This window comes from Pseudomaricurvus alcaniphilus (genome assembly GCF_011440395.1).
Classification (GTDB): domain Bacteria; phylum Pseudomonadota; class Gammaproteobacteria; order Pseudomonadales; family Cellvibrionaceae; genus Pseudomaricurvus; species Pseudomaricurvus alcaniphilus.
The window spans coordinates 256,927-280,127 of sequence record NZ_JAAOIX010000009.1 but is presented as its reverse complement, the minus strand read 5'-3'; the positions used below and the strand labels follow the sequence as shown (position 1 = coordinate 280,127).

The following is a 23,201-nucleotide window of genomic DNA, read 5'->3' as shown; positions in this document are numbered from 1 at the left end:
TGTTCGAGAAGGGGGCTGCCCATGCACGGTAGCAATGTTATTACTGAGGAGCCCGGTGCGGTAATCCCGCACGCCGGGATCTGTGTGGGGGCGTCCGGGTAACCGGGCGTTCTACCACGACCAACTCTAGGTTCTGCGTTTTAGATCGCGGTAAAAATTTTCATGCGAACCAAGTGCCAGTAATTCGAGAGCAAGCGTGCCATCGTTAAAACTATACCCCAATAATGTAAGCTGTTTATTCATCTTAAATTTGTGCACACGCAAGAAAGATAGATCTCCCTTTTTCTGTTCGCCAAGAGTTGGTTTGGCCATTAACTCTTTGATGACAGTATCCAGCTCTTTCTTTTGGTTTGGCTTAAGTTTTTTTACGGCCTTCTTGAAGCTAGGTGTTTGTAAAACACTGGTTGCTTTAACCAAAATCGTAGCTCTCCAGCTTTCCCGCTTCTTTCTCAGCTTGCGCTATTATTGCTTGCTTAACGAATTCATACGGCAAATCCGGGTTATCTTCCATAATTTCGCCAATTTTGGCCCAGTGTTCTATTTGCTTGGGTGGTGTCCGGTTCAGTGCTTTCGCCATTATGGTGGCTTTATCAATAAGTTCTTGGTCTAATCGTATGCTAGTAGTTGCCACAGTCATATCCTCTAGGGGTCAATATCACCGCCCCAATTGTAGCAATGCGCCACAAATGAGGCAAGTTGTAACAAGCTGCTCCAGTCGGATTGGGGCAAATTGTCACCTTGTTTGCAAAAAGCCGCCAATTCACTCCAACCGCTGAGCAAGGCGTTAAGCTTGAAAATCAGCACTTGACACCGTAACCCATAAGGTTACAATATTGCATGATTATCAGTTTCGTTCATAAAGGGCTCGAACGGTTCTATCGCACCGGTAAAACTTCAGGCATTCAATCGAAGCATGCCAAACGTTTGAGGCTAATTCTTACCAACCTTGATCAAGCTGAAAGCCCAAATGATATGGACTTGCCTGGCCTCCGTTTGCATGAACTGAAAGGCAGTCGTAAAGGTATTTGGTCCGTCTCGGTGAGCGGAAATTGGCGGGTTACATTTGGTTTTTCGGGTAAGGACGCTGAAATAGTAAACTATGAGGATTATCACTAATGAGTATGCATAATCCGGCCCATCCGGGTGAGATTCTTAAAGAATTGGTAATTGAGCCTACTGGCGTGACAATTACTAATGTCTCTGAGCATCTAAATATAAGTCGTAAAACGCTGTCCAAAGTATTAAATGGTCGTGGTTCCATTACTCCTGAGATGGCGTTGCGGCTGGAGCTAGCTTTCAAGACGCCATCTGCAGATCATTGGCTGAGGTTGCAGAATGCTTATGATCTTTGGGTGGCGCGTCAACATCAATCTGAGTTGCAAGTTCGACCCTACGAAATTGCATCCTAAGCTTAACAAATTGCTACACTCGGACACCCGCTGCGGCGTTTGTTTTTGTGCATTCCGCTCCGCTCCATTATGGCGCAAAATCAAACGCCGCAGCGGGCGCCGGTGAGCAAAACGTTAGCACGGAAAAGCGACCGTTGACCGCCTATAATCCATTGGATTACAATTCGCCCTGTGCAGACAATTGTAGAACTCCCTGAATTCATAAAAAGATCATCGAATCTACTTAAGACTGAAGAAAAGGCCAGTATTATCAATTACCTAGCCGTTCACCCTCAGTCTGGTGATCTTTTGCAGGGCACTGGAGGCATTCGAAAGCTGCGATGGTCTGCACAAGGTAAAGGCAAAAGTGGTGGCGTCAGAATAATCTATTACTTCCATGATGGCACTATGCCTCTGTTTCTCCTTACCGTATTTGGCAAGGGTGAAAAGGCCAATATCAGTAAAGCTGAGCGTAACGAACTGGCCAAAATCACAAGCCTTTTACTTAAACATTATGGTGGTACAAATGGCTAGCGCATATTCAAGCATCAAGCAGGGACTCACCGAGGCAATTGACTTCTCTGAAGGTAAAGTGAAAAAGGCCGTTATCCACGAATTTGCTCCTATCGACGTAAAGCATATCAGAGCTAAAGTAGGTATGTCTCAGAGTGAGTTTGCATCTGCATTTGGCATTAGTGTCAGCACTCTTCGGCATTGGGAGCGCGGAGACCGTACTCCACAGGGGCCGGCTTTAGTTCTCTTGAATGTTGTAGCAAAAGAACCGGAGTTGGTGCTTCGCGCTCTGGAATCGTGAGAGCTAACAAAGCTGTGATCCGGACGCAAAATACTGCGCCGTTTTTTGTGCTTTCGCAGCGCTCGTTGTTGCACAAAAAACAGCTTCGTATTTTCCGCCAGTTACAGCGGCGTTATGATTTCTCCAGCACCGAGCGTAGCTTCAAGTGATGGGTAAATGGCAAAAAGTCTTTGTCCGTGTACAAAAGGGGAAGTCGATGCTCAATGCAAAATGTAGCAATTATCACATCTGCAGTCTTTCTGATAGTGATGCCTTTCTTTCTAAGCTTGCGGTAATTTTCAGCCCCTTTAATCGCTAAATCTGGTGTAAGCATATTGTACTGGTGCAAAGAGGCTAGGTATTTTTTAGCGGTTTTATAATCTTTATCGGAGCGGAAGCCTTGCAGTATTTCCAATACTATCAGGTCTCCAGCAGCGACAGCGCTGTTGCCGAGAGAGGAGTCCAGCCTTTCCGTTTCCGGCGTAATTCGGCCATTGAAGTAGTCTATCCAAACGCTCGTATCAACTACTATCACTTATTCTTTCTCATGTCGTCTAAATCCCCCTCCCATTTAAGTTTGCCTCGCAAATCTCTAATTTCGGCCTGCTTTCGCAGCTTTATCAGGGTCCTAAGTCCTTCTTCTACCACCTCTTTTTTTGTGTGTAGACCTGTTGCTTGTAGAGCGTCCGCCATTAATTGGTCGTCAATTACTATGTTAGTTCTCATGTTGCACCCGTGTGTATTAAGTACTATATTGGTACACATTATGGCGCAGCTTAAAATTCATAACAAGTGGCAGCAGTTGGACGGATAAAAATATATATTTGGGTATCGCATTGTCAACTGTAGATACGCCTATTGAGTTGGTAGTCCCCGGCAAGCGTACGCCTGAAGTCAATGCAATGACTGAATACTGCTCCGTCAATACTCCAGTTTTCACATCGTTCCGGAAAGCCCCTGGATCGATGGCGAAGTGGCAAGAAGAAAAACGAAAGGAATATGATTCACTGCCAGAAAATTAGCCAGTGGCAAGCTAATCCAGGATACTAAGCTGTTGTAAAGCAGGTTTCAGAGAAACATATTCGGTTTTAATCCGGATCGAAATCTGAACCCTGAAATAGTTGAATTGTCCACTGATATTCGAGAACTGCATAAATAAACGGTCAGGAAAAATTGTATGTATTTGAGTAAGTTGGTTATTGCACTGCTTCTATTGGGGCTGAAGGTCTCCCTCTATGCCGAAGCAGGGATCGAAGAATCCGGTTTTGAGGTGGTGTCTGCTGCTGACGTCAAGTGGGGCTATTTGAACCCTGCCAGGGGAGATAAGGGCCCGAGGGCAGCAGATTTGTGGGGTGATAGAACCAAGGATACTGCGTCTGGTATTTTACTTCAGTTCCCGGAGGGGTTTTCTTCGCCTCCTCATATTCACAATATTACCTATCGCGGTGTTGTTATCAGTGGCGAGCTGCACAACGATGACCCAAATGCGGAAAGTATGTGGCTGCCGGCGGGTTCGTTTTGGACGCAACCCGCAGGCGAGACGCACATCACTGCCGCCAATGGTCAGAAAAATGTCGCATATATTGAGATAAATAGTGGTCCATACCTTGTCCAGCCTGTTGAGAAAGCCTTTGATAATGGCGAGCGGCCCGTAAATGTTGATAAATCCAATATTGTCTGGTTAGGCGCGTCCGATGCCGTGCGGGTCGGTAAATCAGGCGTAGAAATGGCCTATTTGTGGGGTGATACCAGCGAAGGAAAATTGCACGGTTCTATGCTAAAGCTCCCGGCCAACTTTAAGGGTAGAATCAAGACTGGGGCGGATACATTCAAGGCGATAGTTGTTGCAGGCGCTTTAAGTTATGACGACCGCAAACGTGGGAAAAGGCTGGGTCCAGGCAGTTACTTTGGTTCTGCAGGTGATTTTGGGCACCGCGTATCTTTAGAAAAGGGGCATGAGTCAACTCTGTATATTCGAAGCAGCGGTAAATACGAAGTCTTGTCGGACTAGCTGAATTCAATGCTAAAACTGGAATCTGCAAGGACTTGCTGTGCGATATGATGTATCGCTACTGCAAGCGTCTATTTTTTGGAGGTCACATGCAGGTGGATAGCAGGCTTAACGGGTTCATTTTGGGTGCTTTTATTTTTCTTGGGCTGGCAAGCCTGGGGTTTCTGCTCGGTAAAGCAGCGATAGAATTCAAGCAGTATGAACGAAGTGTGGTGGTAAAAGGCCTGTCTGAGCGAGAGTACGACGCGGATATAGTGATTTGGCCGATTCAGTTTGCCGCGGCCAGTAATGAACTGGAATCCCTGTACGAATCCATGGAAGAAAATACTTCCCGGATCAAAGCGTTCCTTCTCGAAGGCGGAATTGCAGAGTCTGAAATATCCCTGTCATCGCCGGCAATTACTGATAAGTCTGCCCAGCAATACGGTGGAGCCCAGAGGGCGGAATATCGCTATACCGCGGTGCAAGTGGTTACCGTTTATTCAGATAATATACAAGCTGCCCGGGCGATCATGAGTTCTTTGTCAAAGCTTGGCAAGCAAGGTATTGTGTTCACCGGTGGGGATTATCAATCACAAACGGAATATATTTTTACCGGGCTAAACAAGATCAAACCGGAAATGATAGAAGAAGCCACCCGCAAAGCGAGAGAGGTTGCGGAGAAATTTGCCACAGATTCCGCCAGTCGGCTTGGCAAAATAAAAAGGGCCTCACAAGGGCAATTCAGCATCGCGTCGAGAGACAAGAACAACCCGCATATCAAGAAGGTCAGGGTTGTATCAACGGTTGAATACTATTTGTCGGACTAAGCCGGGCAGGGCTAAAACTTTCTTGGACTAAATCGTCTCGGACAGCAGCCATAGCAGGAATAAAATATGACGCCGGCAATTGCAACTGCCAAAAAGCACAATATCAAACACCGGGTGCATGAGTACCAGCACGACGCCGCCAGCGAATCCTATGGTTTGGAAGCTACGGACAAGCTGGGTGTGTCGGCGAGCAGGGTATTCAAGACGCTGGTTGTGAGTCTCGACGGCAAGGAGTTGGCAGTGGCGGTGGTGCCCGTGTCTTCCATGCTCAGTATGAAGCTGGTGGCCAGGGCGCTGGCGGCCAAGAAGGCGGTCATGGCCAATCAAGCCGATGTAGAGAGGGTTACCGGTTATGTCCTGGGCGGCGTCAGCCCGCTGGGCCAGAAAAAGCGGCTGCGGACGGTCATTGATGAGTCGGCGACTGGCTTTCCGACGGTTTATGTCAGTGCCGGTCGCCGCGGGCTTGAAATCGAATTGTACGCCGCTGACCTCGCGGCTCAGGTCAATGGAGTATTTGCTGATATAAAGCAGTGAAACCATTGCAGTGAATTCATGCCAGAGAAACCATGCCAGTAAAATCAGCGCAAGCCAGTGAGCACACGAGCGGTGGCAGCAGCATCCGAGCCGGCGAAATCGGCACGGGAGTCACTCGATCAAAGGGGGCACTTCAGGCTATGATTGAGCAACGTGCGGCGCAGCACTGCTGTTCGCGGCGATCCAGGACTTGTTAGAATAACGACCCAATCTGCGCGACCCGCAGGGCAACAACCAGGGAAACACAACAATGAAAAAAGAGACGATTTGCATTCACGAAGGGTACGAAACCGATCCCACCACCAAGGCCTGCGCGGTGCCCATTTATCAAACCGTGTCCTACGAGTTTGACAGCGCCCAGCACGGGGCTGACCTGTTTGATTTGGCTGTGCCCGGCAATATCTATACTCGGATTATGAACCCAACCTGGGACGTGCTGGAAAAGCGGGTGGCCGCACTGGAGGGCGGGATTGCCGCGCTGGCGGTGTCAGCTGGAAGCGCGGCAATCAATTATGCGATCCTGACCATTGCCGAGGCGGGCGACAACATCGTCACCACCCCCCAACTCTATGGCGGCACCTATACCCTGTTCGCCCACATGTTGCCCAAGCAGGGGATAGAGGTCCGCTTTGCCAGCTCTGATCGTGCGGAAGACCTGGCGGCACTTATGGATGACAAGACCAAGGCGGTATTCTGTGAAACCATCGGTAACCCCGCTGGCAATATCGTCGATATTGAGCCGATTGCGACCCTCGCCCACCAGCGTGGGGTGCCGTTAATTGTGGACAATACCGTCGCTACCCCGGCGCTGCTCAACCCGATCGAGTACGGTGCCGACATTGTGGTGCATTCGCTCACCAAATATATGGGCGGCCATGGCAATTCGCTGGGCGGCATAATTGTCGATTCGGGCAAGTTTCCCTGGGATCAGCACAAAGAGCGCTTCCCGATGTTGAATGAGCCTGAGCCGGCCTATCACGGTGTTGTGTATACCCAGCAGTTTGGCGCCGCGGCCTTTATTGCCCGGGCGCGAACAGTACCGCTGCGCAATACCGGCGCGGCACTCTCACCCATGAACGCGTTTATGCTGCTGCAAGGTATGGAAACCCTGCCACTGCGGATGGAGCGGCACTGTGATAACGCGGCTGCGGTGGCCCGCTATCTGCGGGACCACCCAAAGGTGGAGTGGGTCAGCTATGCGGGCCTGGAGGGCGACAAATACCACGCCCTGGCAAAGAAGTATTTTAACGGCCGGCCGTCATCGCTGATGACCTTTGGCATCAAGGGGGGCTTTGCCGCCGGGGTCAAGTTTTACGATGCGCTGCAGATGATCAAACGACTGGTGAACATAGGTGACACCAAGTCGCTGAGCTGCCATCCCGCGTCTACTACCCACCGGCAGTTGAACGAACAGGAATTGAAGGTGGCCGGAGTCACCCCGGAGATGCTGCGGTTGTGTATTGGCATTGAGCACATCGACGATATTATCGCGGACCTCGAGCAAGCGTTTGCCGCGGCCTAGCAGGGCGCAGCCGGTTTTATCCGGCGGCGTCCGCGCGCAACAGGCACAGTATCCGGTTGGAAGCTTCTATGGCTAGAAGCTTTTAGGGCAGAAGCTTTTAAGGTGACAAGCTTTTATGAGCAGCAGCCGTTATTGAGAGAGCGTGATTAATGAAAATGGATGAATCGATCAATATATTCGGGGAGCCACTGGACGTGTGTGGTGAAGACCCGGTAACCGGTTTTTTCCGGGACGGCAAATGCAATACCTGCAGGGACGATCTGGGCTCGCACACCGTTTGTATCGAGGCATCGAAAGCGTTTCTGGAGTACTCCCGGTTCAAGGGCAATGATTTGTCGACGCCGGTACCGGAATACGATTTCAAGGGGCTGAAGCCCGGGGACAGCTGGTGCCTGTGCGCGGCGCGCTGGCTGGAAGCACTGGAAAATAACAGGGCACCGCGAGTGCACTTGCGTAAAACCCATATCAAGGCACTGGAAATCGTACCGCTGGAACTGCTAAAAAAATACGCCGTCGATTTGAATTAGGTGGGGGAGACGTTAACCGTCGGCCCCCTGTAATTGCCAATCGTCGGTGGGAAAACACCAGTTCTGTTGGTTCGGGTTGATCTCGGGTTGCGCCAGCGGCATTGGCGACGGTTCCCGGGCGGGCTCGGCCAGGGCGGCAGCGGCCTGCTCGCGGGTGTAAAACTGTCCGGCGTAAAGAAAGCCCGCGGTGACAGTATCGACGGCACTTTTTACGTCACCCTCGTCTGAGCGTTCGCAGACCAGATAATCTGGCAGCCCTTCCAGTATATGTATGGGCGCCGGGGTGCCGTCGGCAAAGCACGATTGATAAGCCTTGCCGCTGGCTGAATCCTGAAAGGCAGGAATAAAATGGTGGCTGCGATTGACTGCGCTGACACCGCCGGTGTCCTGGAATTGACGGTTTTCCCGAGCCAGTGTTTCTTTTGAAACTGAACCTTTCACAGAAATTACCTCTATGTTTGCCTCTGTGACTTTAGATCGATAGGTCGGTAGAGTGTTGTGGCTTTCGCCAACTTGACTAGTAAAGCAGCATATTTCATGCCACTAATATACGGAGGGTGGTACAAACCCCTGTTTGCGCCCCTATCCGGGCTTTTTGCCCCTGTCGGCAGGCTTATTTGAGGTTTTTTCGCCAATTTCAATGGTGACAGGGGTGACGATTTGATCATTTTCTGACACCCCGCTGAACCATTAAGGCAAGCAACGCCAAAGTGATAAAAAAACCGACACAAACACGAGGCCGCGATGATGCAGTTTTTGTCACATTGTGACAAGGGGCCGGCCTAAAATTGCCGCTGGCGCAACAAGTTTTGTAAGGCGCAGGAGTATCTGCACGGCGCATTTCCGCAACGTCCACCAGGGGATACTTGTTCGTGGTGATGCTTGTGCAGAGATTCATGTGTAGAGATTAATGTAGGTGGCGATAGCAGGTGGAGTGGAGATAGTGGGTGGAGATAGTGGGTGGAAATAGCTGTGCATGGAAATATTGGTTCCCGCGCGGTGGTTGATGAGGGGCAGAGGATGGATATGGCAGCGATGCGGGCGAGCATCTGGCAGGCGGTCGCCCTGATTCCCCCGGGCAAGGTGGCGACCTATGGGCAAATTGCCCGGCTGGTTGGTTGCCCAGGGCACGCGCGCTTTGTGGGCGCCACTCTGCGGCAGTTGCCACCGGGCTCGACCCTGCCCTGGCACCGGGTGGTCAACGCAAGGGGACAGTTGTCGCTGCCGGAGGGCAGTGCCGCTTACCAGCTACAGAAATCGCGGCTGCAAGCGGAGGGCGTGGTCTTCCGCAACAAGACCCTGTCGCTGCGTCGCTATGCGATCGAGTGAACTGTGCCCGGAGCGATCTGTAACCAAAAGCCAGCTGTGATCGGCAATGAGCTTATGGCCTGGGCCCGGAGAGAGCCAGAACCTGGGCCTGAAGCGAGCTATAGCCTGACCGGCAGAAGCCGCGACCAGGTTGGTGGTTGCCGACGAGCTGCTACTGGTGACCGGGTGCCGCAGCTGCCTGAGATTGATCTGTCGCTTCGCGCCTTTGCTGCGTATTATGCGCAGCGCACGTTTTCAAGGACACAAACCTTATGAGTATTATCCCCTTCAGCGCTCTGGCTTGCCCGCTGGACGGCAACCCCCTGCGGCGCGAGGGGGCTGCCTGGCGCTGTGCCGCCGGCCACAACTTTGATGTCGCCAGCCAGGGCTATACACACCTGCTGCCAGTGCAGAACAAGCGCTCGCGGGACCCGGGAGACAGCAAGGCCATGGTCGCCGCTCGGCGGCGTTTTCTCGACAGCGGCGCCTACCTGCCGGTTGCCCGCGCGCTTAACCAGGCGGTGCTGGCCAACCTCCCCGCCGCGGCCAGCTGCCTCGATGCCGGTTGTGGCGAGGGTTACTATTTGCGCCAACTGGCTGCAGCCACTGGCCCCGAGCAAGAGTTGGCCCTGTTGGGGCTGGATATATCCAAGTGGGCGGTGCAGGCGGCGGCCAAGCGGGACAGGCAGCCGGCCTGGGTGGTGGGCAGCAATGCCAACTTGCCGGTGCTGCCGGCCACCCTGGACAGGCTCCTGTGTGTGTTTGGCTTTCCTGCCTACAGCGAATTTGCCCGGGTGCTGAAGCCCGGTGGCCAGCTGCTGCAGGTAGATGCCGGGCCCGATCACTTGCGCGAGCTGCGCGAAATTATCTACCCGATACTGAAGCCGGAGCGCGGCGCGGAGCGATCCGCGCCGGCAGGGTTTCGCCACTTGTATGGCGAGACGATCCACTACCCTCTCGAGCTGCAGGGCGGGGGTGCCATCGCCGACCTGTTGGCCATGACTCCGCACCTGCACCGGGCCAGTGCCGCGGGGCGGGAAAAGGCTGCGGCGCTGGCGCAATTAACAGTCACCGTGGATGTACGCCTGCGGGTTTTTGAGACCTGTGCAGCAGGGTAGTGCAGCAGGGAAGTGCGGAAGGCTAGTGCAGCAGGATAGCGGCGGGCCGCAGGAGTGTATACGTTGGCGCCAGTAGGCGCGGCGGCAGCGTTAGTGTAGGCTGGGCGCCAGGAATTCAGTCTAGTGTTGGGGAACCATGAACGATCCTACCCGGTGGGCGGTGACAGCCCGAATGGCGAACCTTTGGTCAGCGGTTAGTGGACGGTTTTTGCAGTTGCTTGGTCGCCAGCCGGCGAGTCCGGCGGAAGCGAAAGTACTACTCACCGATTTGTGTGTGGCGGCGCCGGCGTACCGGCAGCAACGCTATCAGGCGGTGCCGCTGCCGGACGACCTGCTGGCGGCGTTTGCGGTGGAGCCGCTGGCGGCGGGGGATTTGCGATTTATCGGTCGTGAAGCTGAGTTGCAGCGCTTCGACGCGGCGCTGGTAAGGTGGCGAGCCGGGCGCAATACCATCATCGCCGTGGTCGGCCGGCAGGGATATGGCACCAGTTCATTTTTACAACAGCTGGCGCTGCGCCTGGAGGAGCAGGAATCCTTCCGCTATGGTCGACTGGCGCATCGTCCCCAGGATGCCACCGACACCCTGGCGATGTTGAGCAAACTGGTTGGCTGCAAGCGACCGGTCGAGTCACTGGAAAAGCTGGTTGAATTCCTCCAGCAACAGAAGCCGCGGGTCATAGTGGTTGACGATGCGCATTTCTTTGCCGGTCGTATCATGGGGGCGGAGGAGTCGCTGCGCTGCTTCGGCGCGCTGATGGTCGCCACCCAAAGCCGGCACCTGTGGGTGGTGGGCTTTGAGTTGTTCGCCTGGCAGCGAATCGGCTACGCTTACGGCGCGCAGCGCTATTTTGATGACTGTATCCAGCTGCCAGCCTTTAGTGAAGCCGAGTTGGGCCAGTGTTTTACTGTGCGCTTGCGCGCCGCCGGCCTGGCCCTGGAGGCCGAGGCTGCTAGTGGCAACAAGAGTGGCAATAAGGGTGGCAAAAACAGTGGCAGTAATGGGGGCGGTGAAGCGGGGCAAATGCCCAGCCTGCTGACGCCGGTGTTGAGCGATCTCAGCAAGCTCAGCGAGGGCAAGCCGGATCTGGCCTTTTTCTATTTTCTCGATGCGCTGTTTGTGGGTGAAGAGAGCCGGGAGTTGTCGGTGCGGCCGCTGATACCCATGGACTTTAGCCCGCTGAAACAGCTGGTGCACGGCGAGTTGTTTACCCTGGCGGAAATCGCCGCCAATGGGCAGTTGAGCATTGCCGATCACCGCGCTGTGTTTCTTTCCAGTCAGGATTCAAGTTGGCTATTGCTGGAGCATTTGCACCACCTGTGCCTGTTACAGCGCTGTGACAAGGGAATTGCGGATGCGACCTATCGCTTAATGCCGCTCTATTCCAACGTGATCAATAAATTTTTGACCAACGCCAATTACCTGTATTAACTGCTTTATTCACGACTTGTGCTAACTATTTGCACTAACCGTTTTTACCAACTATCAGCATCAAGAGAGAGAGTATGGAGCAAGATGTCCTGGCCCAGATAGTCGAGTTGCTCTCGCTGACCATGTTTACGCGGGTAGCGCTAGCCCTGCTGTTGACCTGGTTACTGCTGCGGGTGCTATTGTTCGGCACCCACAAGCTGATCGATCACTACCCCCGTTACCGCCTGCAGCTCGGTCAATTGTTCCCGGTGCTGCGCATTGTTATCTGGTTTTTGGTGACGGCCTATATTGTCTTTCGAATCATCCAACCGCCCCAGCCGGTGATCTTTGCTGTACTCGGTTCGCTGGGTTTGGCCATTGGCCTGGCGGCCCAGGGTGGGGTGCGCAACCTGTTGGCAGGGGTGATGATGATTTTCAACCCGCCGTTTCGGGTCGGTGACATGGTGGAGTTTGGCGGCCACTACGGCGAGGTGATCAAGCTCGACCTGAGTGTCACCTGGCTGCGGACCCTGGACGACAACACCATTATGGTGCCCAATTCGGTGGTGCTGGAAAACGCTGTGTCCAACGCCAATAGCGGCGAATTGTCGGAGATGGTGGTGGTTAAAATTGATTTGCCGCGCTCGGTTCCGGTGCAAGAGGTGCAGTCGCTGGCGCGCCAGGCGGCCATCGCCTCGCCCTATACGTTTTTAAAGAAACCGATCAGTGTCACGGTGGAGTTGCGCCACGATTACGACTACCTGCTGCGCCTGATTATCAAGGCCTACGTGATCGATATTCGCTTTGAGCGCTTGCATGCCAGTGATATTACCGGGCGCTTTATTGATGCCATGCACGAGCGTTCCATTGCCCTGGCGCCGCCCCCGGCGAACGAGGGTAGGGCTCGCCAGGGTGGTGTTGCAACAGGGCCTGCCAGTTAGGCTTTTTCCGCCCGTTTTTCCTCGTACATTTTGCTGTCGGCCCGCTCCAGCAAGTCTTCAATGGAGGACTTTTTGGCCGGGTCATAGCTGATGCTGCCGACACTGTACTTTATGTCGTAGCCGCGCTTCGCCGTGGCGTTGTAGGTGTCGATGGCATTGCCAAAGCGGTCCAGTACCGTGGCGATGGACGAGGCGTCGGTATTGGTGACCAGGGCCACGAATTCATCCCCGCCCATACGCGCGAAAACGTCGGAATCGCGAAACACCTTGCGCATCTGCTCGGCGAATACGGTCAGCGCCTTGTCGCCCTCGGCGTGACCAAAAGTGTCGTTGATGGCTTTGAATTCGTCCAGGTCGAACGACAGCAGGGTGGCGGGAATCTGTTTGCGATTGCACAGGTTCAAGGTGTGTTGTGCCAGGGTCAGGAACCCGCGCCGATTGGAAATCAGGGTCAACTCGTCCAGGGTCGCCAGCTGGATGGCGGCAATTTCCTGCTCCGCCATCACCGCCAGGTCTTTCAGCACACTCAGGTCCTCTTCGTTAAACTCCCGCGGTTCGCGGTCAATGATGCAGAGCGTGCCCAGCTTGCTGCCGTTAAAGACTTTCAGTGGGCAGCCGGCGTAGAAACGAATGTTGGGGTCGTTGGTGACCAGCGGATTGTCGGCGAAACGCTCGTCCTCCAGGGCATTGGGCACCATAAAAATTTCATCGCCGAGAATGGCATGGCCACAAAAGGAGATGTCTCGCGGGGTCTGTTCGGCCTCGAGCCCCTGTTTCGATTTAAACCACTGGCGATCGCTGTCGACAATACTGACCAGGGAGATGGGCACTCCAAACATGCGCTTGGCGAGGCGAGTGAGGCGGTCAAAGCGCTCTTCCGGTGCGGTATCCAGAAGTTTGAGTGAGCGCAGGGTCTCCATGCGGGTGGATTCATCCAGGGGCGTGGCCGGTTTTAACATAGCTGCTGTTCTCGTAATCAGGGTGTTGTGGCCCGGGGCGGTGCTAGCGTCGGGCAAGCTGCGGCTGGCGTGCAGCTTTTTATCGGTGTTATCGATTTCAGTGTAGACCAAAAATTTGTGGCGCAACTGATATTTGACCCGCCCTGGTGTCGCGGACACGGTCGACGGATGGACCTTTACCGGCGGTAGCCTGAGTGGCCTGAAAAAGCAGGGCAAGTAATTTAGCCTGTCCCCGATGTGCCGTCTCGGTGCTCTTTTCTGGCCAGGTGTGGCAAGAAGCCAGGCAAGTCTGGCAGGGTAATAAAGCGGAAATAAACGCTGCTGTATGCTCTTTGAGCGCGCGACGGCAAGCGCATTGACCTTGTCGTCGCACCACAAATGGGCGTGCAGAGTAGAAACAGCGTTGGCCGCTGCGACGGCGAAGATAGACCTTGCGCAGTTTACCGGAAGGTGCCATTGTCAGCGGCAGGAGTGCCGTGGGGCGCGCCCCAGAGCAGGTGCCCGGAGGCAGGTTCAAGGTGTTTTTTTCTTTAACCAGGGAGTGTTAGGAAAATGGGAAAACGAGAAGCGTATATTGAGAAGGCACAGGCCAAAATTGACGAGCAGGCTGCCAAAATTGATGGCCTCAAGGCCCGCCTTAAGGGCGAAGTGGCGGATAAAAAAATAGAGACCCACGAGCAAATCGACAAGCTGGAGTCCAAGCTGAAGACGGCGAAAGGCAAGTTGGCGGAAGTGGCCGACGCGGCTGAGGACAACTGGGAAAAGCTGGCCGGCAAGTTTGACGACCTGGCGGATGATTTGGGCGCCGCGGTCAAGAAATTCTTCCGTTAACAATTCCGTTAATTATAGCCCCGTCCCATTGCTGCCGTTGCTGATCAGTGGTGGCAATGGGCGGCGCAGTGAGGCCCGACGGCGAACCGTTGAGGGTTGCAGGCACCAATTGAAAGCCTGTGGCGAAAGTCCGAATAGAAAGTTCATATAGACAGTCCGAATAGTAAGTCCGAGCCGCAAGCCCAGGCTGAACGTCGAATAAGAACGGCGATGAAGCGGGGTAATTAAAAACGGGCGCAAGCCTCCGGGAGGCGAGATGTGGTTGCGAACCAGCTGTGATTTAAGTTTTGATATTTCGGTACCGACACCTTTCGTGTTGATGCTGCGACCGCGCAGTGGTGCGCAGCAGTGGGTGGCGCGGGAAGAGTATCGGCTGGTGCCGAGTATTGCGGCCTATGAAGTCACCGACGGCTACGGCAACCTGTGCCAGCGCCTGATCGCCCCGCCGGGCACATTCAGCGTTCACACCAACGCCGATGTTATGACTGCCGACCAGGTGGACGAGGCGCCAGGCGCCTGCTTTGTCGAGATTCAAAACCTGCCGGAGGAAGTGCTTACTTACCTGCTGCCCAGCCGCTACTGTGAGTCTGACCGTTTTAACAAGATGACATCGTCTATCACCAGCGGCCAGTGGGCGGGCTACGACCAAGTGGCGGCGATCACCGACTGGCTGCGCAAAAACATCAGTTACCTGCCCGGCAGCAGCGATGTTCCCATCTCGGCGGTGGAGGTCAATCAGCGCCAGTCGGGGGTTTGCCGGGACCTGGCGCACCTGGGTATGGCCATGTGCCGCAGTATCAGTATTCCAGCGCGGCTGGTGGTGGGCTATCTATACGACTTGCAGCCCATGGATTTGCACGCCTGGTTTGAGGCTTATGTGGGGGGGCGCTGGTATACCTTTGACGCCACCCAGCCGCAATTGCGGGCCGGGTATGTGGCCATAGGTTACGGCCGTGATGCCGCTGATGTCGCCGTTTTTAATCAGTTTGGTCCCCCTGTCTATCCGATCCAGCAGGACGTATCGGTGCGGTCGATTCCCGAGCCGGTGCCCTGAGTAATCACCGGCACGACTAACGACGGTCGTAGCGCTGCTCCCGCGGCTGTTGTTGGTACTGTTGTTGGTACTGTTGTTGGTATTGTTGCTGACGCTGGTACTGCTGCTGACGGTACTCGTTTTGGCGATATTCCTGTTGGCGATAGTCTTGTTGCCGATCCTGTTGACGCTGCAGTTGATCGTGACGGCGATCCAGGCGCTGAATGACCCGGCGGCGCTGTTCCGGGGTCATGTGGCGCCATTTCGACTGCAGTTGTTCCCGGCGCTCCTTGGGCAGTTGCTGGAACGCTTTGCGCGCGTCGCGCAGTTTATCCTGTTGTTCTTTGGGCAGTTGTTGAAAGCGCTGGAACTGGCGGCGTATTCGTTGCCGCTGCTCCGGACTCAGTGATTGCCAGTGCTGGAAGCGCTTGCTGGCCAGCTTGCGCTGCTCCGGGGTCATATTGGACCAGCGCTGGGCGCCGCGCTGTAATTTCTGCCGTTGCGCGGCGGGCAGCGTTGCCCAGTTGTCCCGCAGGCGCTGCAGGACTCGCTGTTCGCTCTTGCTCAGGTCCTGCCAGGCCGGGGCCTCGTCGGCGCGGGCGGAGGGCGAGTACCAGCCACTCAACAGCAGTGCGCTCAGCAGCAGCGCCAACGGTAGCGGTCTCAGGACCAACAGCTTACTTCTCTTCATCGTCTTTAACCTCGCCAGCAATGGGCTTTAGCTCGGACTCGGCCGGATCGGTGGGGATGTTCATGCCGGCGATCTCCTCGGGTGCTACCCAGTCACCGTCGGGCAGCTCCCAGTCTGCCAAAAACTCCAGCAGTGCCTCGCTGGGGAAGTCGCCGCTGTCGCCAGCCGCCGCCGGCAGGGCGATACCCGCAGCAGCGGGGAGGGCAATATAGGCCCAGAGCCAGTATTCAGGCTTCACTGGAGTCTGGCCCCTGGCGTTGGCGTCGATCCGGTTCCAGCTCTTCCGGCTCCAGGCCATTCGGTGGCAGTCCTTCCAGTTGTAACCCTTCCCGTTGCAACCCTTCCCGTTGCAACCAGAGATAAAAATCCAGCTCGCCGTAAAACTCCACGCTTTCGTCATCGAGCAGGATGTCGGTATCGGTGAACAGTGGCTCCATGTTGTCCAGAGAGCCTTCATCCAGCGAGCTGTAATCCAGAGCGTCGTCGTCGAGGGAGGCGGGGGGTGACAACCACAGTAACATGGCCAGGGCAAACACGCTGGCGCTGGCCAGGCCGGCCCCCCACAGCGGCATTGCCGGGCGGCGCAGGCGGCCGGCGGCGTGCTCCATGGCCCGGGCGCGGGCCTGGCGCAGGCGCGACACAGTGCTCGCGTCCAGGCTGTCCACCTGCTGGTCCAACTGCTGGCGAATTGCCGTGGCCAGCGCCTGCTCCTGCTCCTGGCCCGGGTGGTGCGGTGATTGATCTTTGCGGTTGGCCATTACTTACTCTCGCCGGTTGCGGTTTTCTATGGTTGCGGGCATCTGTGCTTGCCCGGGTCGATGGTTTTGGAAATCGTCATGATTGGTAATCCTGTAACTCTTGCTGCAACACTGCTCGCGCCCGCGCATAGTGGGTTTTCACGCTGCCATTGGAAATGCCCATAGCGCGCGCGGTTTCGTCGGTACTCAGACCCTCCCAGGCGCGCAGCAGAAACGCCTGCTGTTGGCGCGGCGGCAAGCCCTGCAGCGCGGAGTTTAATCGCTCCATGCCGCGGTGGTTGTCAATCTCGACCTGGGGTTCCTGCAGGTTGGGGTCGGGGGCCTGGCTGAGTGGGTCCGGCGCGTCGTGCGGATCCTGCTCGTCGCCGAAGCCAAACCGGTCGAGCCAGACTCGCCAGCGCTTGCGCACTCGCTCGCGACGATAGAAATCGCGGATTTTGCTCTGCAGGATGGTGTGAAAGAGTGCGGGCCATTCCGGCTCGGGTTTGTGTAAATACTGGTCGACCAACTTGATCATTGTCTCCTGCACCAGGTCGAGCGCGTCCTCCCGATTGCCCACCGCCATATTGGCAATGCAGTAGGCGCGGCGCTCCACCGATGCCAGGAATCTGTCCATTGCCTGTGGCTTGTCCAGCTCAGACTCCCGGCAGTTGAAAAAGGTCTATTGATGTGCGGTTAATGCTGTTGGTCATAGCGACGATGCAGCCTTTGTCCTTTCTTGTCCAGATGGTGATCGATTCTGGCGCCTTTTTTACTGAGGTGATTGTCGATGCGGTCGCCCCGGTTTTCCAGCTTGTCGGCCAGCCGTGGTTTGCCGGCAGCATCGGCCCGGTCAGCCTGTTTATCATAGTGGCGCTCGATGCGATCCCCCTTGCGATCGAGGTGGCGTTCGATGCGATCGCCTTTATTATCATAGTGCCTTTCGATACGATCGCCAGCATCGGCCTGGGCCATGGTGGGCAGTGCGATACTGAGCAGGGCCAGCAGGGGCAGGGTGCGAATTTTCATAAGTGGTACTCCTTTTAAATAAAATAGCAGGCAGATTGCGGGGCCAGTTGCCGCCGCTACCGGCCGGTCTGAAACCCGTCGGTCCGGGGCGCAAGGTAAAAACAGGCGCTTGCTCTATATAACGCGCGGCCGGCGCAAGGGTTGACAAAGGAGTGGTATTTTTTGGCAGGTGGCCTTGTCAGGTGCCGCTTAATCGCCGTCGGGCTGGTGGGCTTCAATCGTCTCGCTGGGGCCGGTGGCTGTGGCCGGGATCTTGTGACGGGCGTTATTGATGGTGTTGCTAACCGGGGTCACCGCCAGGGGGCCGGGCAAGTGGGGTTGCAGTAGCGGGGCGATGGCGCTGGCTGGCTGGTTGTGGTCGAGCCACTGCTCACAGGCGGCGCTGTCCAGCATCAGGGGCATGCGTTTGTGGATATGGCGAAATTGCGGTACCGCGTCGGTGGTGACAATCGTACAGGAATAGATGACCTGGTCGTCCCGTTGCCAGCAGTCCCAGAGTCCGGCGAAAGCTATGGCGGCGTCCGGGCGAGCGATCTGCCAGGCCTGTTTGCCATTGTCCTGCGGCTGCCACTCGATAAAATTGCTCGCCGGCAGGATCGCCCGCTGGCGCCGGAACGGGCCGCGAAAGGCCGGGCTGGTGGCCACTGATTCGGCGCGGGCATTGAACATGGCGTATTTTGTACCGGGTCCGTCCGACCAGGAGGGCACCAGCCACCAGCGCATCTGCCGGCACTGGCGCTGGCCGTCGGCTTCATGGATAACGGGGACCTGCTCGGTGGGTGCGATGTTAAAGCGCGTCGGCAGGCGCAGGTCGATGCCGAGCTGGATAACCAGTACCTGGGTCAGGCTGTCGTCGATGATGTTGTATCTGCCGCACATGGGTTTGCCCTCTAATTGCCGCTCGGTCGCGGGGTCGGCCGCTTGCTCAGCAGTCGGTCGAGGCTGTTGGCAAACGCCTGGCGATCCTGGTGGTTGAAGGCCTTGGGGCCGCCACTGACTTGTCCGATGCTGCGCATTTCCTCCATAAAATCGCGCATTGCCAGGCGCTGGCGGATATTTTCGCGGCTGTATTTTTCGCCCCGTGGATCGATGGCGACGGCGCCCTTGGCCACCACTTCGGCGGCCAGGGGGATGTCGGCGGTGATCACCAGGTCGCCCGCCTGGCACTGCTGCACGATGTAGTTGTCGGCGATATCGAAGCCGGCCGCCACCTGCACGCTTTTCAGGTAGGGCGAATTGGGCAGGCTCAGGGGCTGGTTGGCTACCAGGGTGGTGGTTACCTGCTGGCGCTGGGCGGCGCGGAAGAGGATATCCTTGACCGGTTTGGGGGTGGCGTCGGCGTCAACCCAAATGCGCATTGCTAAATCTCCCGAAAGGTTTGCTGGGGTGAGTCATGGGCCACAGGGGCCGAGGTGACGAGCATAGCCTTTGGCTGCTGATCAATAAAGCGACAAATTGTTGCAATCACCGGGGAGGCCGCCTAGAATACGCGGCCCCAAATACGACCGGAGTGAAATTTCCGGTTCTCCTTGCCTCACTGGCCTGGTTTCTGTGGAAACGGTCCGGGAGGCTTTAACCCGTAAGGAGCCATAATGCGTCATTACGAAATAGTTTTTCTGGTTCATCCGGACCAGAGCGAGCAAGTGTCCGGCATGGTTGATCGCTACACTGCAACCATCAAGGATGCCGGTGGTGCTGTGCACCGCCTTGAAGACTGGGGTCGCCGTCAAATGGCTTACTCCATCAACAAGATTCACAAGGCCCATTACATTCTGATGAATGTGGAGTGCAGTGAAGAAGTGTTGGAAGAGTTGACCACCAACTTCCGCTATAACGATGCCATCCTGCGTAACCTGGTTATGCGTATGGACGAAGGTGTTAGCGAAGAGTCGCCGATCATGAAGGCGGAGAAAGAGAGTCGCGAGCGCAAGGCCAGCCGCCAGGAGCGTCGCGATGATAACCCCAACAGGAATGACAGCGCAGATAACAGTTCTTCTAACGAAGATTCTGGCACTGAAGAAGCTGACGAAGAATAAGGAGTAATTACATGGCACGTTTTTTCCGTCGTCGTAAGTTCTGCCGCTTCACAGCCGAAGGTGTAAAGCAGATCGACTATAAAGACCTGGAAACTCTGAAGGCCTACGTCTCAGAGACCGGTAAAATTGTACCCAGCCGTATTACAGGTACCAAAGCGAAGTATCAGCGTCAATTGGCCACTGCGGTCAAGCGCGCTCGTTACCTGGCTCTGCTGCCCTATACGGACAGCCACGAATAAGACAATACTACTGTGCGCGCCCTGGCGAATTTTATTATGCGTGGTCGCGTGCAGGCCGCTGTGGTGGCTATTGCGGGCAGCTGGTTTCCGTTGATCAGCCCGGCTACGGTTGCCCTGGTAACCCTGCGCCGCGGCAGTCTCGACGGCAGCATGATTTTGCTGTGGGCGATGTTGCCGGCGCTGGCGGCGCTCTGGATCAGTAATCTGGGGCCGCTGATGCCGGTAGTGACCTTTGCCGGCCTGCTGGTAACTTACCTGGCCGCGCAGTTGCTGCGCAGCAGCAATAGCTGGCCGTCAACGATGATGGGTGTTATCGCCCTCAGTTGCCTGCTGGCGCTGCTGACAGCCATGGCTATCCCGGATCCGGTCGCCGATATTACCCGGGCGCTGGGGGATATGTTTGCGCAGATGCAAGCGGAAGCTCCCGAGGGCACTGCAATACTGGCACCCTCGGAAAACTTTGTGGTGGGCCTGATCGCCTACGTGGTCGCAGTGAGCTCGCTACTGAGTGTGTTGCTGGGGCGCTGGTGGCAGGCACTGCTCTACAACCCCGGTGGGTTGCAGGCAGAGTTCCACAGCTTGCGGTTGTCGCCGGTACAGGCACTGGCCTGTTTTGCAGCCCTGTTGTACTGCTGGTTGCAGGGCGGCGATTACCGCATTTGGGCGAGCGTGTTCGGCTTGCCGCTGGTGCTGGTTGGTGTCGCAATTGTGCATTACGCGGTCAAGGCCCGGGCGATGGGCGTACAGTGGCTGATTTTGTTTTATTTGGGCCTGTTGCTGGTGAGCCCGTTAACGGCTCTGCTGGCAATAATGGCAGTGATGGATACGTGGATAGACTTTCGTTCACGCATCAAGGTTCGCCTGGACAAAAGTGCCGGCGAGTAAACACAGTGTGTGAATGTTGAATTTAACTTAGGGGATTAACGAAATGAACGTTATTCTGCTCGAAAAAGTGGGCAAGCTTGGCACCATTGGTGACCAGGTGTCTGTGAAGGCCGGTTTCGGTCGCAACTTCCTGATCCCACAGGGTAAGGCAATACCGGCAACTGCAGCCAACGTGGCTGAGTTTGAAGCCCGTCGCGCCGAACTGGAAGCAGCTGCAGCTGAGAAGAAGGCAGTAGCTGAAGCTCGCGCCGAGAAGCTCAAAGACCTGGTGGTCAATATCAAGGCGAATGCCGGCGACGAGGGCAAGCTGTTTGGCTCCATCGGTACTCGCGACCTGGCCGACGCCATCACTGCTGCAGGCGTGGAAGTGAGCAAGTCGGAAGTGAAGCTGCCGGAAGGCACGCTGCGGGAAGTGGGTGAATTTGATGTGGACGTGCAGCTGCACGCCGAAGTCACCTGCACCGTTAAGATCGTCGTTGAAGCTGAATAGTCGACGCTGAATAGCTGAAGCTGGCAAGCTGAAGAGCTGACGCAAGGGCCGCGCAGTAGTCGTAATGGCCGCTGTGGTCCCCGCGCAATTCTTCTCACCACGGGCGCAACCCCAGGCTGCTGTGCACTTGCACAGTTGGCAAGGTGTTGCGCCCGTGTGCGTTACAGAGGCAGCACCCGGGTGGGTTGGCTGCCCGGGCAGCGGCCCCTGCGCAGAGGATTTCCCGGCTGGGCACTTGCCATTCCGGCCGCCCGGTTGCACACTACCCTGCTCCCCAAAACCTGATCTGCCACTGTCATGACCGACTCCTACCCGCCCTCACTGGATTACCAGCCGGACTATGATCCGGACTACAATCAGGACTACGACGCCAGGCGCGAGGAGCCGGCGGCGCGGGACCCGATGCCGCATTCAATCGAGGCAGAACAGGCGGTGCTGGGCGGCCTGATGCTGGATAACCAGCGCTTTGACCAGGTCTCGGAAATCCTCTCCGAAACGGATTTCTACCGCGAGAGCCACAGCCAGATTTTCCTGATGATGGCGCGCCTGGCGGAAGACGGCCAGCCCCTCGATGTCATTACCCTGTCGGAAGAGCTGCACCGCAACGATCTGCTGGAACGGGTCGGCGGGCTCAGCTACCTGTCCGAGATGGCATCCCATACCCCCAGTGCCACCAATATCAGCGCCTACGCCAGGATTGTGCGGGAGCGCTCAACCCTGCGCCAGCTGATCCACGCCGCCAATGAGATCAGCCGCTCCAGCCAGAACCCGGCCGGCCTGGATTCCGACGACCTGCTGCAGATGGCCGAGCGGCGGGTGGCGCAAATTGCCGAAGAGCGACCCAAGGACGGCGGCTTTCTGGACGCCAATTCGCTGCTGAAGATATCGGTCGAAAAGATCGACCAGCGCTTTCGCTCCGGCAGCGATCTCACCGGCCTCTCCAGTGGCCTCACCGACCTCGACGAGCGCACTTCGGGCTGGCAGCCGGGCGAGCTGATTATCCTCGCGGCGCGGCCCTCTATGGGCAAGACCGCGCTGGCGCTGAATTTTGTCGAGGCGGCAATCATGACCCAGTCGAAGCCGGCGCTGGTGTTCAGTATGGAGATGCCGGCCGATGCCCTGGTGATGCGGATGCTGTCCTCGCTGGGGCGCATCGAGGCCAACAAGTTGCGCAACGGCTCCCTCACCGAGGAGGACTGGCCCAAGCTCTCCACCGCGGTGGCCAAGCTCAAGGATAAGCCGCTGTATATCGACGATACCCCCGGGCTGACGCCGCAAGAGGTGCGGGCCCGGGTCAAGCGAGTGACCCGCACCCACTTGATGGAGTTGCAGCAGAAGAATCCCGAGCTGACCCAGGAAGAGTTGGAGGAGCGCAGCCGGCCGGGCATGATCATGCTCGACTACCTGCAGCTGATGCAGGTGTCCGGTCGCAGCGAGGGCCGGACCCAGGAGATCTCGGAAATATCACGCTCCCTCAAGGCCCTGGCCAAGGAGTACAGCTGCCCGGTCATTGCCCTGTCGCAGTTGAACCGGGGCGTGGAGCAGCGCCCAAATAAGCGGCCGATGAACTCGGATCTGCGGGAATCGGGCGCCATCGAGCAGGATGCCGACGTGATCCTGTTTATCTACCGGGACGAGTACTACAACGAGGAGAGCCAGGACAAGGGCGTTGCCGAACTGATTGTGGGCAAGCAGCGTAACGGCGAGGTGGGCACCAGTAAAGCGGCGTTTGTGGGCAAATTTACCCGTTTCGAGAACCTGGCGCCGGAGTACTATAACCAGATGGACGATTTCTAGGAGCCTGTCGGACTTAGGTGCCCGTAGCGAGAGAAAGTCCGATTTGAGTCAGTTTTTAACCATTTTTGAGGCGAATAGTGGTTCTATTTAACGAGAAAATGGTTAAAAAATGGCC

At 56.2% G+C, this 23,201-nt stretch carries 33 protein-coding genes; 20 read left to right on the top strand and 13 right to left on the bottom strand.

Annotated features, from left to right (window positions below; genetic code table 11):
• Positions 1-126: 126 nt before the first annotated feature.
• Positions 127-417 carry a type II toxin-antitoxin system RelE/ParE family toxin gene (locus tag G8764_RS17635; RefSeq protein WP_166166033.1) on the bottom strand — a complete coding sequence of 97 codons (291 nt, stop codon included), beginning with the start codon at positions 415-417 and terminating at the stop codon, positions 127-129.
• On the bottom strand, positions 410-631 hold the full coding sequence (locus tag G8764_RS17630) for a TA system antitoxin ParD family protein (protein ID WP_166166031.1): 222 nt from the start codon (positions 629-631) through the stop codon (positions 410-412). Before G8764_RS17630 ends, G8764_RS17635 begins: the two co-directional genes overlap by 8 nt.
• Before the next feature lie 206 nt (positions 632-837).
• On the opposite strand from G8764_RS17630, the gene G8764_RS17625 reads away from it, so the two are divergent.
• The 4 genes from G8764_RS17625 (at position 838) to nadS (ending at position 2,202) form a co-directional block, all read left to right on the top strand.
• The gene (locus tag G8764_RS17625) at positions 838-1,116 is read left to right on the top strand and encodes a type II toxin-antitoxin system RelE/ParE family toxin (RefSeq protein WP_166166029.1); all 279 of its coding nucleotides are present in this window, start codon (positions 838-840) and stop codon (positions 1,114-1,116) included.
• The gene (locus tag G8764_RS17620) at positions 1,116-1,409 is read left to right on the top strand and encodes a HigA family addiction module antitoxin (RefSeq protein ID WP_166166027.1); all 294 of its coding nucleotides are present in this window, start codon (positions 1,116-1,118) and stop codon (positions 1,407-1,409) included. Before G8764_RS17625 ends, G8764_RS17620 begins: the two co-directional genes overlap by 1 nt.
• A 171-nt stretch (positions 1,410-1,580) precedes the next feature.
• Positions 1,581-1,922: a type II toxin-antitoxin system RelE/ParE family toxin gene (locus G8764_RS17615; protein WP_166166025.1), complete on the top strand. Its 342-nt coding sequence runs from the start codon at positions 1,581-1,583 to the stop codon at positions 1,920-1,922.
• Positions 1,915-2,202, top strand: a complete 288-nt coding sequence (gene nadS, locus G8764_RS17610; RefSeq protein ID WP_166166023.1) for a NadS family protein — start codon at positions 1,915-1,917, stop codon at positions 2,200-2,202. Before G8764_RS17615 ends, nadS begins: the two co-directional genes overlap by 8 nt.
• Before the next feature lie 112 nt (positions 2,203-2,314).
• On the opposite strand, the gene vapC is transcribed toward nadS, so the two are convergent.
• A complete protein-coding gene (gene vapC, locus G8764_RS17605; RefSeq protein ID WP_166166021.1) occupies positions 2,315-2,716 on the bottom strand; it encodes a type II toxin-antitoxin system VapC family toxin in 402 nt (133 codons plus the stop codon).
• Positions 2,713-2,907: a type II toxin-antitoxin system VapB family antitoxin gene (locus G8764_RS17600; RefSeq protein WP_166166019.1), complete on the bottom strand. Its 195-nt coding sequence runs from the start codon at positions 2,905-2,907 to the stop codon at positions 2,713-2,715. The genes vapC and G8764_RS17600 overlap by 4 nt, the downstream gene beginning before the upstream one ends.
• A 451-nt stretch (positions 2,908-3,358) precedes the next feature.
• Between G8764_RS17600 and G8764_RS17595 the strand changes: the two genes are divergently transcribed.
• The 5 genes from G8764_RS17595 (at position 3,359) to G8764_RS17575 (ending at position 7,584) form a co-directional block, all read left to right on the top strand.
• Positions 3,359-4,192: a DUF4437 domain-containing protein gene (locus tag G8764_RS17595; RefSeq protein ID WP_166166017.1), complete on the top strand. Its 834-nt coding sequence runs from the start codon at positions 3,359-3,361 to the stop codon at positions 4,190-4,192.
• A 47-nt stretch (positions 4,193-4,239) separates the two neighbouring features.
• Positions 4,240-5,001, top strand: coding sequence for an SIMPL domain-containing protein (locus G8764_RS17590; protein WP_243748859.1), 762 nt, complete (start codon positions 4,240-4,242; stop codon positions 4,999-5,001).
• A 66-nt stretch (positions 5,002-5,067) separates the two neighbouring features.
• Positions 5,068-5,535, top strand: a complete 468-nt coding sequence (ybaK, locus tag G8764_RS17585; RefSeq protein WP_166166015.1) for a Cys-tRNA(Pro) deacylase — start codon at positions 5,068-5,070, stop codon at positions 5,533-5,535.
• Positions 5,536-5,785: 250 nt separating this feature from the next.
• On the top strand, positions 5,786-7,057 hold the full coding sequence (locus G8764_RS17580; protein WP_166165983.1) for an O-acetylhomoserine aminocarboxypropyltransferase/cysteine synthase family protein: 1,272 nt from the start codon (positions 5,786-5,788) through the stop codon (positions 7,055-7,057).
• A gap of 149 nt (positions 7,058-7,206) precedes the next feature.
• Positions 7,207-7,584 carry a DUF2237 family protein gene (locus G8764_RS17575; protein WP_166165981.1) on the top strand — a complete coding sequence of 126 codons (378 nt, stop codon included), beginning with the start codon at positions 7,207-7,209 and terminating at the stop codon, positions 7,582-7,584.
• Between the two features lie 12 nt (positions 7,585-7,596).
• Here the strand turns inward: G8764_RS17575 and G8764_RS17570 are convergent, their stop codons facing one another.
• Positions 7,597-8,025 carry a hypothetical protein gene (locus G8764_RS17570; protein WP_207951945.1) on the bottom strand — a complete coding sequence of 143 codons (429 nt, stop codon included), beginning with the start codon at positions 8,023-8,025 and terminating at the stop codon, positions 7,597-7,599.
• A 519-nt stretch (positions 8,026-8,544) separates the two neighbouring features.
• On the opposite strand from G8764_RS17570, the gene G8764_RS17565 reads away from it, so the two are divergent.
• The 4 genes from G8764_RS17565 to G8764_RS17550 all read left to right on the top strand — a co-directional run bounded on the left by G8764_RS17565 (position 8,545) and on the right by G8764_RS17550 (position 12,359).
• A complete protein-coding gene (locus G8764_RS17565; protein ID WP_341806413.1) occupies positions 8,545-8,913 on the top strand; it encodes an MGMT family protein in 369 nt (122 codons plus the stop codon).
• Between the two features lie 251 nt (positions 8,914-9,164).
• Entirely contained in the window at positions 9,165-10,010 is an 846-nt protein-coding gene (locus tag G8764_RS17560; protein WP_166165979.1) for a putative RNA methyltransferase, read from the top strand.
• A 172-nt stretch (positions 10,011-10,182) separates the two neighbouring features.
• Positions 10,183-11,439, top strand: a complete 1,257-nt coding sequence (locus tag G8764_RS17555) for an ATP-binding protein (protein ID WP_166165977.1) — start codon at positions 10,183-10,185, stop codon at positions 11,437-11,439.
• Between the two features lie 74 nt (positions 11,440-11,513).
• The gene (locus G8764_RS17550; RefSeq protein WP_166165975.1) at positions 11,514-12,359 is read left to right on the top strand and encodes a mechanosensitive ion channel family protein; all 846 of its coding nucleotides are present in this window, start codon (positions 11,514-11,516) and stop codon (positions 12,357-12,359) included.
• On the opposite strand, the gene G8764_RS17545 is transcribed toward G8764_RS17550, so the two are convergent.
• Complete coding sequence (locus tag G8764_RS17545; RefSeq protein ID WP_341806412.1) at positions 12,356-13,477, bottom strand: sensor domain-containing diguanylate cyclase; 1,122 nt, start codon at positions 13,475-13,477, stop codon at positions 12,356-12,358. The genes G8764_RS17550 and G8764_RS17545 overlap by 4 nt on opposite strands.
• A 393-nt stretch (positions 13,478-13,870) precedes the next feature.
• On the opposite strand from G8764_RS17545, the gene G8764_RS17540 reads away from it, so the two are divergent.
• Both G8764_RS17540 and G8764_RS17535 read left to right on the top strand, forming a co-directional pair.
• A complete protein-coding gene (locus G8764_RS17540; RefSeq protein WP_166165973.1) occupies positions 13,871-14,149 on the top strand; it encodes a coiled-coil domain-containing protein 22 in 279 nt (92 codons plus the stop codon).
• 256 nt (positions 14,150-14,405) lie between these two features.
• Entirely contained in the window at positions 14,406-15,203 is a 798-nt protein-coding gene (locus tag G8764_RS17535) for a transglutaminase-like domain-containing protein (RefSeq protein WP_166165971.1), read from the top strand.
• Between the two features lie 16 nt (positions 15,204-15,219).
• Here the strand turns inward: G8764_RS17535 and G8764_RS17530 are convergent, their stop codons facing one another.
• The 7 genes from G8764_RS17530 to G8764_RS17500 all read right to left on the bottom strand — a co-directional run bounded on the left by G8764_RS17530 (position 15,220) and on the right by G8764_RS17500 (position 18,997).
• A complete protein-coding gene (locus tag G8764_RS17530; protein WP_166165969.1) occupies positions 15,220-15,873 on the bottom strand; it encodes a DUF3106 domain-containing protein in 654 nt (217 codons plus the stop codon).
• Entirely contained in the window at positions 15,860-16,111 is a 252-nt protein-coding gene (locus tag G8764_RS17525) for a hypothetical protein (RefSeq protein ID WP_166165967.1), read from the bottom strand. Before G8764_RS17525 ends, G8764_RS17530 begins: the two co-directional genes overlap by 14 nt.
• Entirely contained in the window at positions 16,101-16,631 is a 531-nt protein-coding gene (locus G8764_RS17520) for a DUF3619 family protein (RefSeq protein WP_166165965.1), read from the bottom strand. The genes G8764_RS17525 and G8764_RS17520 overlap by 11 nt, the downstream gene beginning before the upstream one ends.
• A gap of 76 nt (positions 16,632-16,707) precedes the next feature.
• Positions 16,708-17,265, bottom strand: a complete 558-nt coding sequence (locus G8764_RS17515) for an RNA polymerase sigma factor (RefSeq protein ID WP_166166069.1) — start codon at positions 17,263-17,265, stop codon at positions 16,708-16,710.
• Between the two features lie 41 nt (positions 17,266-17,306).
• Entirely contained in the window at positions 17,307-17,639 is a 333-nt protein-coding gene (locus G8764_RS17510; protein ID WP_166165963.1) for a hypothetical protein, read from the bottom strand.
• A gap of 189 nt (positions 17,640-17,828) precedes the next feature.
• Positions 17,829-18,518 (bottom strand): SOS response-associated peptidase, encoded by a 690-nt coding sequence (locus G8764_RS17505; RefSeq protein ID WP_166165961.1) that lies wholly within the window; start codon positions 18,516-18,518, stop codon positions 17,829-17,831.
• A gap of 11 nt (positions 18,519-18,529) precedes the next feature.
• On the bottom strand, positions 18,530-18,997 hold the full coding sequence (locus G8764_RS17500; RefSeq protein ID WP_166165959.1) for a YaiI/YqxD family protein: 468 nt from the start codon (positions 18,995-18,997) through the stop codon (positions 18,530-18,532).
• 234 nt (positions 18,998-19,231) lie between these two features.
• Between G8764_RS17500 and rpsF the strand changes: the two genes are divergently transcribed.
• From rpsF to dnaB, 5 genes are all read left to right on the top strand, one after another.
• Positions 19,232-19,675 (top strand): 30S ribosomal protein S6, encoded by a 444-nt coding sequence (gene rpsF, locus G8764_RS17495; RefSeq protein ID WP_166165957.1) that lies wholly within the window; start codon positions 19,232-19,234, stop codon positions 19,673-19,675.
• A gap of 11 nt (positions 19,676-19,686) precedes the next feature.
• Positions 19,687-19,914 carry a 30S ribosomal protein S18 gene (gene rpsR, locus G8764_RS17490; RefSeq protein ID WP_121466651.1) on the top strand — a complete coding sequence of 76 codons (228 nt, stop codon included), beginning with the start codon at positions 19,687-19,689 and terminating at the stop codon, positions 19,912-19,914.
• Positions 19,915-19,950: 36 nt separating this feature from the next.
• The gene (locus tag G8764_RS17485) at positions 19,951-20,799 is read left to right on the top strand and encodes a hypothetical protein (protein ID WP_166165955.1); all 849 of its coding nucleotides are present in this window, start codon (positions 19,951-19,953) and stop codon (positions 20,797-20,799) included.
• 43 nt (positions 20,800-20,842) lie between these two features.
• Positions 20,843-21,289, top strand: coding sequence for a 50S ribosomal protein L9 (gene rplI / locus G8764_RS17480; RefSeq protein ID WP_166165954.1), 447 nt, complete (start codon positions 20,843-20,845; stop codon positions 21,287-21,289).
• A gap of 402 nt (positions 21,290-21,691) precedes the next feature.
• Positions 21,692-23,086 (top strand): replicative DNA helicase, encoded by a 1,395-nt coding sequence (gene dnaB / locus G8764_RS17475; protein ID WP_166166067.1) that lies wholly within the window; start codon positions 21,692-21,694, stop codon positions 23,084-23,086.
• The last annotated feature ends 115 nt before the right edge of the window (positions 23,087-23,201 follow it).

Bases quoted from the DNA above. Each gene is read 5' to 3' on its own strand.
- G8764_RS17600 (WP_166166019.1), bottom strand. From the start codon at position 2,907: ATGAGAACTAACATAGTAATTGACGACCAATTAATGGCGGACGCTCTA.
- G8764_RS17575 (WP_166165981.1), top strand. From the start codon at position 7,207: ATGAAAATGGATGAATCGATCAATATATTCGGGGAGCCACTGGACGTG.
- G8764_RS17500 (WP_166165959.1), bottom strand. From the start codon at position 18,997: ATGCGCATTTGGGTTGACGCCGACGCCACCCCCAAACCGGTCAAGGAT.
- rplI (WP_166165954.1), top strand. From the start codon at position 20,843: ATGAACGTTATTCTGCTCGAAAAAGTGGGCAAGCTTGGCACCATTGGT.
- G8764_RS17590 (WP_243748859.1), top strand. From the start codon at position 4,240: ATGATGTATCGCTACTGCAAGCGTCTATTTTTTGGAGGTCACATGCAG.
- G8764_RS17510 (WP_166165963.1), bottom strand. From the start codon at position 17,639: ATGAAAATTCGCACCCTGCCCCTGCTGGCCCTGCTCAGTATCGCACTG.
- G8764_RS17580 (WP_166165983.1), top strand. From the start codon at position 5,786: ATGAAAAAAGAGACGATTTGCATTCACGAAGGGTACGAAACCGATCCC.
- rpsF (WP_166165957.1), top strand. From the start codon at position 19,232: ATGCGTCATTACGAAATAGTTTTTCTGGTTCATCCGGACCAGAGCGAG.
- G8764_RS17595 (WP_166166017.1), top strand. From the start codon at position 3,359: ATGTATTTGAGTAAGTTGGTTATTGCACTGCTTCTATTGGGGCTGAAG.
- G8764_RS17555 (WP_166165977.1), top strand. From the start codon at position 10,183: ATGGCGAACCTTTGGTCAGCGGTTAGTGGACGGTTTTTGCAGTTGCTT.
- rpsR (WP_121466651.1), top strand. From the start codon at position 19,687: ATGGCACGTTTTTTCCGTCGTCGTAAGTTCTGCCGCTTCACAGCCGAA.
- ybaK (WP_166166015.1), top strand. From the start codon at position 5,068: ATGACGCCGGCAATTGCAACTGCCAAAAAGCACAATATCAAACACCGG.
- G8764_RS17485 (WP_166165955.1), top strand. From the start codon at position 19,951: ATGCGTGGTCGCGTGCAGGCCGCTGTGGTGGCTATTGCGGGCAGCTGG.
- G8764_RS17535 (WP_166165971.1), top strand. From the start codon at position 14,406: ATGTGGTTGCGAACCAGCTGTGATTTAAGTTTTGATATTTCGGTACCG.
- dnaB (WP_166166067.1), top strand. From the start codon at position 21,692: ATGCCGCATTCAATCGAGGCAGAACAGGCGGTGCTGGGCGGCCTGATG.
- G8764_RS17530 (WP_166165969.1), bottom strand. From the start codon at position 15,873: ATGAAGAGAAGTAAGCTGTTGGTCCTGAGACCGCTACCGTTGGCGCTG.
- G8764_RS17625 (WP_166166029.1), top strand. From the start codon at position 838: ATGATTATCAGTTTCGTTCATAAAGGGCTCGAACGGTTCTATCGCACC.
- G8764_RS17505 (WP_166165961.1), bottom strand. From the start codon at position 18,518: ATGTGCGGCAGATACAACATCATCGACGACAGCCTGACCCAGGTACTG.
- G8764_RS17550 (WP_166165975.1), top strand. From the start codon at position 11,514: ATGGAGCAAGATGTCCTGGCCCAGATAGTCGAGTTGCTCTCGCTGACC.
- G8764_RS17540 (WP_166165973.1), top strand. From the start codon at position 13,871: ATGGGAAAACGAGAAGCGTATATTGAGAAGGCACAGGCCAAAATTGAC.
- G8764_RS17520 (WP_166165965.1), bottom strand. From the start codon at position 16,631: ATGGCCAACCGCAAAGATCAATCACCGCACCACCCGGGCCAGGAGCAG.
- G8764_RS17620 (WP_166166027.1), top strand. From the start codon at position 1,116: ATGAGTATGCATAATCCGGCCCATCCGGGTGAGATTCTTAAAGAATTG.
- nadS (WP_166166023.1), top strand. From the start codon at position 1,915: ATGGCTAGCGCATATTCAAGCATCAAGCAGGGACTCACCGAGGCAATT.
- G8764_RS17560 (WP_166165979.1), top strand. From the start codon at position 9,165: ATGAGTATTATCCCCTTCAGCGCTCTGGCTTGCCCGCTGGACGGCAAC.